5 protein-coding genes and 1 pseudogene are annotated in these 4,971 nt (G+C 46.6%); 1 reads left to right on the forward strand and 5 read right to left on the reverse strand.

What is annotated here, in order from left to right; genetic code table 11:
* Nucleotides 1-336 (forward strand): annotated as a pseudogene (locus RMO35_RS01390) (tRNA-dihydrouridine synthase family protein); the annotation flags it as partial.
* 385 nt (nucleotides 337-721) lie between these two features.
* Here RMO35_RS01390 and RMO35_RS01395 read toward each other — a convergent pair.
* From RMO35_RS01395 to glpX, 5 genes are all read right to left on the reverse strand, one after another.
* Nucleotides 722-952: a type II toxin-antitoxin system HicA family toxin gene (locus RMO35_RS01395; RefSeq protein ID WP_309738033.1), complete on the reverse strand. Its 231-nt coding sequence runs from the start codon at nucleotides 950-952 to the stop codon at nucleotides 722-724.
* Between the two features lie 5 nt (nucleotides 953-957).
* Nucleotides 958-1,191, reverse strand: coding sequence for a DUF1902 domain-containing protein (locus tag RMO35_RS01400; protein WP_309738034.1), 234 nt, complete (start codon nucleotides 1,189-1,191; stop codon nucleotides 958-960).
* Nucleotides 1,192-1,349: 158 nt separating this feature from the next.
* The gene (locus RMO35_RS01405; protein ID WP_309738035.1) at nucleotides 1,350-1,841 is read right to left on the reverse strand and encodes a hypothetical protein; all 492 of its coding nucleotides are present in this window, start codon (nucleotides 1,839-1,841) and stop codon (nucleotides 1,350-1,352) included.
* Between the two features lie 535 nt (nucleotides 1,842-2,376).
* Entirely contained in the window at nucleotides 2,377-3,675 is a 1,299-nt protein-coding gene (locus tag RMO35_RS01410) for a glutamyl-tRNA reductase (protein WP_309738036.1), read from the reverse strand.
* A 313-nt stretch (nucleotides 3,676-3,988) separates the two neighbouring features.
* Nucleotides 3,989-4,971 (reverse strand): class II fructose-bisphosphatase (gene glpX, locus RMO35_RS01415; protein ID WP_309738037.1); only part of this gene is annotated, 983 nt, incomplete at its 5' end.

Genomic DNA, 4,971 nt, shown 5'->3' on the forward strand with positions numbered 1-4,971 from the left:
TGGATTTTCAAGCAAATTCGGGAAGTATTAGCTGGAAAACCAATGTCCACAGTGACACTAGCTCAGGTGCGCGATTATATCGATCGGTTATACCAGATGCCGAAGGTTCAAGCAGTCCAGTCAAAATCGCGCATCAGTCACCTGAAGATGTATCTCAATTACATCGGACAAGGTGTAGATCCAGATGGAAATTTCTTGCGAGATATGCGACGAGCGCAAACTGAAGCTGAAGTATTCGGGGTATGCGATCGTGAATTATTAACCCATCCCGATCGACTATTTGCCGACAATCCCTATCCAGGAGTATTAGCGCGTCCCAAATGCGAATCCTATTAGTTACATTAAAAAAGAGCGTTTCTGAATTAATGTAACGTGAGTTTCTCCCAGCAAAGAGGCTACGCCAACGAGTTGAGAAGAGCCTGGAGACTGAAGTCTCGGCTCACAATGCAAAGTCCGCCTGTCTGTCTTGTCTCGCTTCCATGGTCGGGAAACCCGACCGGAGCGAGCCGCTTGTCTTGCTGTCTTGTCGTTGTCTTGTCTTGACTGAAACGCTTAGCACGAGGAAACCGTCTAGCGACACGTCTTCGCCTACAGCGCGATTTCAGTCGCAAACCGTCGGGGAACAAAGGCGTGCGCAAGCCGCTACGCGGACTAATAAACCAGTCCGCGTAGGCGGACTTTGTACAAATAGCACCGATTTCAATCGAGTGCCACTGCTTTTTTAACGCGAACACTTAAGAAAATCATCCGTTTCGATGCCCGTCTGTTTGAGGATTTGGCGGAGCGTCCCTTCGGGCATATCCCCATTGTGGTTGGGGACAGTGGTATATTTACCACTATCATCATTGAACCAAATTTCGTGAGAGCCACAGGCTTGACGATCGAGTGCAAATCCATAGACTCGCAATACCTTGGCTACTTCACGATATCTGAATCCCGATAACCTGCCCATCCCACTTATCTAGTTACTACGAGAGGACAGTCGAATTCATCGGCAATTGCGGGGAAATTTTCAACGAGCTGGTTGCGTTCTGCCATTGCCGCGAGTAGTTGTTTGGCAACATCTTGAGCAATTTCTAGAGTCTCGGTAAGGCTGGGAGCTTGAGCGATCAATCCAGGTAAAGCGTCAGAAGTGGCTAGGTAGTAACCTTCTGGTAACTTTTCGATATGGACGTTAATTAGTCTTTCCACTGAATTACAATCGTGCAATTTTAAAATTTCGGTAAAAGGTTGGCGAAGATTCAATATTGAGGTACTCACTCTGCTGATACAGACGCTACACAATCGATGTATTTATATCTAAATTATGACATATCTGTTCGATCGCGACTGCTGGCAAGATCTGAAGATTAGTGTAATTTCAGTAACTTGGCTGACATATTTTTGTACTGAGTATCGGATATATTGTCGATCGATGTGCCTGCGGTTGGCGAACCCGTCAAAGTGGCAAGCTCCTGTAATAACAGTTGTTGTTCGTGACTGAGCGAGTGCAAGCGATCGACGATCGTCGCAACTCGCTCGGTGGGAGAACTTGATATCAATTGAGAGTCTAACCGATCGCCACTAGATTTAGTGTGCCCAAATAATCGTCGTACCCCACTCCAGATCCGGCCAAAAATCGGCTGAAGCAGCTTAAAGGGAGTCGTTAGTAAAAGTAGCCAGATTTGCTCGACACCCCGCCCGATCGCCCGAATTAGCCCCCATACAGACAAGATTGTCAGCAAGCCTAAACCTAAACTCCACAATGGATGAACACCCAGCCAGACTAGATAGGGATGTGCGCTCAGCCAATGGGTGAAATAATTACCAACTGCGCGATCGATCGATGCCGAAATGTCCATAACTAATCGTTAGCGGTTTGCAAGCAAATAAACTCTGAGTTAACCATCAAGCGCGTATTGTCTATCTTAACAACCCAATCTAGCTTATATCCTCAAATCCTTCGCCGTCGGGAATTTAGTACTATTTTTAACAAGTCGCTTTAGCAGATCGCTACTACATCTAACATCTCCAATAATTTGGAGAACTAATTAAACTCGATCGAATTCATCTGACATTTATGCACAAACTTTTAGCCTTAGTCAGCGGAGCGATCTGCTTATTTTCAGCCTCGATCGTATCAGCAACACCCCAACCCAAAAACCTCAAAGCTTTGCTCAATGGTGTCTTCAGGAAAAATCTTCACATAAAGATACTCGATATACGATCGATGTTTTAGTGACATATCTTACTAAAGGGAAATCAAATCACTGTCAAAGTTTTCCCAGTCAAGCCAGAGTCTATCTGTAAATTTTAGGCTCGATTGTTTCCAGGCTGCGCCAAGATCGATCTTAACTTAACTGCGATCGTGCTTCAATAAGTTCTCAAACCTACCGCCTAAACATTAGAATTCGCGCCAAGTTTTTCGCTGTTGAGGTTAAAGAGTACCTGAAGGGTGTGCATAGCTTTCCGGCGAGTATCGGTATCCTCTTGAGCGCGGAGTTGCACCATCGGATCTTGGAGGATCTTGTTTACAATCCCCTTGGTTAAGGCTTCGATCGCTTCTTGATGGCGTTCGCCAAATTCTGCGCCCAATCTCGATAGAGCTTTTTCTAACTCTTGGAGGCGAATTGTCTCCATTTTATCGCGCAAGCAGTTGATCGTGGGGACAGTTTCGAGGAGTTGCCACCAGCTCGTAAAGTTTTCGACTTCTTCATCTAAGATGCCTTCGGCTTCTTGAGCCATTTGTTGACGGCGTTCTTGATTTTGAGCGACGACGGCTTTGAGATCGTCTACGTTAAAGGCTTGGATATTGGTTAAGTCGTTGACATCGCTATGGACGTTACGCGGTACGGAAATATCAAAGATCATCAACGAGTGATGCGGATCGAGGACTGATTCTAATTTCGCCGCATTTAGTAACGGCTCTGTCGCCGAGGTACTCGTAAACACCAGCGTCGAAGTCGAAATCGTCGTCATCATCTCCGTCATTGGTTGGAGTTGCAGATCGATCGCCGTAAACATCAGTTTAAGTTCTTCGGCGCGTTTGGGCGATCGATTTAAGATCGTGATATCTGTCGCGCCTTTGGAAATTAGATGCTGTACTAGTAACCTAGACATTTTACCCGCACCCAAGATCGCAATCCGATGGTTGGTAAAATTGCTGACTTTCATGTGTGCCAATTCTACCGCCGCCGAACTGATCGACACCGCACCCGTACCGATACTCGTCTCGGTGCGTACCCGTTTACCTGCTGTCATGGCTTGACGGAATAACCGATTGAGGATCGAACCCATCCCTTTATACTGCTGTCCGATTTTGTGGGTTTGTTTTACTTGAGCTAAGATTTGCCCTTCGCCTAATACCAGACTATCCAAACCACCAGCCACTCGCATCAGGTGCATCACCGCATCTTTGTGCAGGAGCATAAATAAATGCTGCTTGAGATCTTTGAGGGGGATCTTACTAAATTCTGACAGAAACTGGATCGCATCTTGGACACCGCGATCGGCTGTCGGCGTGACGATATAAATTTCTAAGCGATTGCAAGTACTGAGGATTGTCGCTTCTTGGATGTGGGGATAATTGCAAAGGGTTTGAATCGCCGCTTCCATCTGCGTATCGGGAACGCTAAGTTTTTCGCGGATGTCTACAGGTGCGGTTTTGTGACTCAAACCGATAACAGCAATATTCATATCTGCTCCGCGTTCAAAAAGTGAGGATTTTTAGAGTTTTGTTATTTAAGTTACGGACATGTAACCGCCGACAACGCAGTATATACCTAAGTGCGTTGTGCCGTCCTAACGGTACGCTATCTTAAGTCATTGTATATAATCGCTGTCTATCTTGCTCTAATCCCAGTCAGTTGTAAATGCTTTGTTATGGATCTTCACTCCAGTGGATAGTGAATAGTGAATAGTGGTTCAGAGGCACAAAGTGCATTTGAGAGGTTTTATTTAGTAAATCCTCACTCCCAAATACTATCCACTATCCACTATCCACTAATCCCTAGTGCAGGCTGACAGTCTGAGGCTTACCACTCATGTGAATGGTATCGACGAACCGAGCAGTTTTGGACTGACTGGAAATAACCAGAGTATGAGTCCGCGCACCACCTTTGAAGAAGTTGACGCCGTTCATGATATTTCCAGAAGTAATCCCAGTACCAGCAAACAGGACGTTTTGACCGCAAGCTAATTCTTCAGCGGTGTAAACTTTGTCTGGATCGGTAATCCCCATTTCTTTGAGTCGAGCGATGTTAGCTTCTTTGCTTTCACCGATCAAGCCAGTTTTGACAACTGCGGGATCGTAGATTAGTTGTCCTTGGAAGTGAGCGTCCAAACACCGCAGAGCAGCGGCGGAGATCACACCTTCAGGAGCCGCACCGATACCCATCAGCGCGTGAATGTTGGTACCAGCAAAACCGCAGTTGATCGCTGCACCGACATCACCATCACTAATTAGTGCCACCCGCGCACCAGCGTTACGAATTTCGGCAATCAGATCGTTGTGACGTTCGCGTTTCATGACGACGACAACTAATTCTTCGATCGGCAGATCGAGACACTGGGACAAGATTTTGAGGTTTTCGGTAGCAGACTTGTTGATATCTACTTTCCCTTTGGCGGCTGGGGGTGCTGCGAGTTTCTTCATGTAGAAGTCCGGCGCGGCAAACAAACCACCTTTTTCGGAGATCGCTAATACAGCCATCGAACCGGGTTGTCCGTACGCACACAAGTTAGTACCTTCACAAGGATCGACGGCGATGTCGATTTCGATCAATTCGTCGATCGTACATAAGTCAGCAGCGTTAGGCTGAGAACAAATTCCAACTTCTTCACCGATATAAAGCATGGGTGCATCATCGCGTTCGCCTTCCCCAATCACAATGCGTCCGCGCATGTGGATTTTGTTCATCCGTTCGCGCATCGCTTCGACTGCAACACGATCGGCTTCATTCTTGTCGCCCTTACCCATCAAGCGTGCTGACG

The sequence above is a fragment of the Chamaesiphon sp. OTE_20_metabat_361 genome (assembly GCF_031364565.1).

Bases quoted from the DNA above. Each gene is read 5' to 3' on its own strand.
- RMO35_RS01410 (WP_309738036.1), bottom strand. From the start codon at position 3,675: ATGAATATTGCTGTTATCGGTTTGAGTCACAAAACCGCACCTGTAGAC.
- RMO35_RS01405 (WP_309738035.1), bottom strand. From the start codon at position 1,841: ATGGACATTTCGGCATCGATCGATCGCGCAGTTGGTAATTATTTCACC.
- RMO35_RS01395 (WP_309738033.1), bottom strand. From the start codon at position 952: ATGGGCAGGTTATCGGGATTCAGATATCGTGAAGTAGCCAAGGTATTG.